Below are 1,719 nucleotides of genomic sequence, written 5' to 3'. Positions count from 1 at the left end.
CGTCAGGCTCATAACCTGAAGGTCGCAGGTTCAAATCCTGCTCCCGCAACCACTTCCACCGAACACGCATCGACACCGTGCAGCACACCCGGCTGTGCCTGCTCGATCATCGCCGTGATCGCCCCTTCCAGTTCCAGAACCAGAGTGCCGCTCTCGTGGCGCACGATGACGCGCTCGATCAACCCGCGGAGCACGTCCAGCGCCGGCGTGCGGATTGCCGCGTCGCGCAGCGCCTCCGACAGCTCAGCGACCTTCTTGCGGTAGAGCTCCGCCAGCCCGGGGTGGAAGCGCACCGGGGCAGGGGCGGGCGCCTGCAAGTCGAATGCAGTGCTGCCTTCCTCGCTTCCAGCTCTTCGAGTTGCTGCAGCAGGCCCGGTGTGCGGAACCCATCTGCGATGGCGTCGTAGAGGCCTTGCAGCTTGCGTTCGAGTTCCTTCAGCGCCTTGGCTGCCTGCTGGCGGGAGGCTGTCTCGGAGGCGCGCTCAGCATTGGCCGTCTTGGTGAAGGCGGAGACGAACTCGGCAACGGCGTCGGGCTGCATGAGGCGGTCACGCAGAAGGTCGAGCACAGCCTCTTCCAGGACCGCGCGCTTGATCGACTTGCGGGCATCGCAGGTGCCGAGCTTGCGGGCGTTGGAGCAGGCGAGATAGTCCCTTCCCACGGCGGCGAAGGTGCCGCCGCAACAGGCGCAGGCGAGCTTGCCGGTGAGCAGGTGCGGACCGCGGCGCTTCTCCAAGAACGTGCTCTTCCGGATACCCTGAACGGCGGGCGTTGCGTCGATCTTCAACTGTCGGGCCTTCACGGATGTCCACAGCTCGTCACTGATGATGCGCAGCTCCGGCACATCCTGGATGACCCAGTCGCTCTCGGGATTGAGGCGCGAGACGCGCTTGCCCGTCGCCGGGTCCTTCACGTAGCGCAAGCGGTTCCACACGAGGCGCCCGAGATAGAGCTCGTTGTTCAAGAGCCCCGTGCCACGGATACGGTGGCCGCGGATCGCGGTGTCACGCCAGGGACCGCCGCGCGGGCCGGGGGTGCCGTCGTCGTTGAGGCGGCGTGCGATGGCCTTTGGTGAATACCCATCCGCGAACTCCTCGAAAACGCGGCGGATGATCGCCGCCTCCTCGGGGATGATCTCGCGCTCCCCGGTGAGGGGGAGACCGTCTGCACCCAGCCGGCGCACGACGGCATAGCCATAGGCGTTGCCGCCGCCGGATTTACCGGATTCGACGCGTCCGCGCAGGCCGCGCCGCGTCTTGGCAGCGAGGTCCTTGAGGAACATCTGGTTCATCGTGCCCTTGAGGCCCACGTGCAGCTCGTTGACCTCGCCCTCCGAGAGGGTGACGATCCGCACGTTGTGGAACTCCAGCTGCTTGTAGAGCGTGGCGACGTCGGCCTGATCCCGGCTCAGTCGGTCCAGGGCCTCGCAGAGGATGACATCGAGCCCGCCACGCGCCGCGAGATCGAGCAGGCTCTGGAGGCCGGGGCGCTGCATCGAGGCGCCGGCGATCTGAATAGCCCCGTGTATCGTGGACGCCTTCTTCGCTAATTTTGAGGCAAGGAGGCCATGATGAGCAGCAGCAAGTTGAGCGATGAGTTCAAGCAGGACGCGGTCGCGCAGATCACCGAGCGGGGCTACCCGGTCAGGGAAGTGTCGGAGCGTTTGGGGGTCAGCGCGTATTCGCTCTACGCCTGGAAGAAGAAGTTCGCGAAGGCGTC

Annotated in this window: 3 protein-coding genes; 1 reads left to right on the top strand and 2 read right to left on the bottom strand. The window is 66.0% G+C overall.

The window, feature by feature from the left end:
* Positions 1-8: 8 nt before the first annotated feature.
* Both BM397_RS29900 and BM397_RS28845 read right to left on the bottom strand, forming a co-directional pair.
* Positions 9-182, bottom strand: a complete 174-nt coding sequence (locus BM397_RS29900) for a hypothetical protein (RefSeq protein ID WP_245696290.1) — start codon at positions 180-182, stop codon at positions 9-11.
* Positions 179-1,495: a recombinase family protein gene (locus tag BM397_RS28845; protein ID WP_245696291.1), complete on the bottom strand. Its 1,317-nt coding sequence runs from the start codon at positions 1,493-1,495 to the stop codon at positions 179-181. Before BM397_RS28845 ends, BM397_RS29900 begins: the two co-directional genes overlap by 4 nt.
* 72 nt (positions 1,496-1,567) lie before the next feature.
* Here BM397_RS28845 and BM397_RS28840 point away from each other — a divergent pair.
* Positions 1,568-1,719 (top strand): transposase (locus BM397_RS28840; protein WP_143015487.1); only part of this gene is annotated, 152 nt, incomplete at its 3' end.

Source organism: Alloyangia pacifica (assembly GCF_900116195.1).
GTDB lineage: Bacteria > Pseudomonadota > Alphaproteobacteria > Rhodobacterales > Rhodobacteraceae > Salipiger > Salipiger pacificus.
Note: the sequence above shows the minus strand (reverse complement) of the source record. Positions and strands in the feature narration are given on the sequence as shown.

Coding starts and splice junctions, on each gene's coding strand:
- BM397_RS28845 (WP_245696291.1), bottom strand. CDS start 1,495: ATGCAGCGCCCCGGCCTCCAGAGCCTGCTCGATCTCGCGGCGCGTGGC.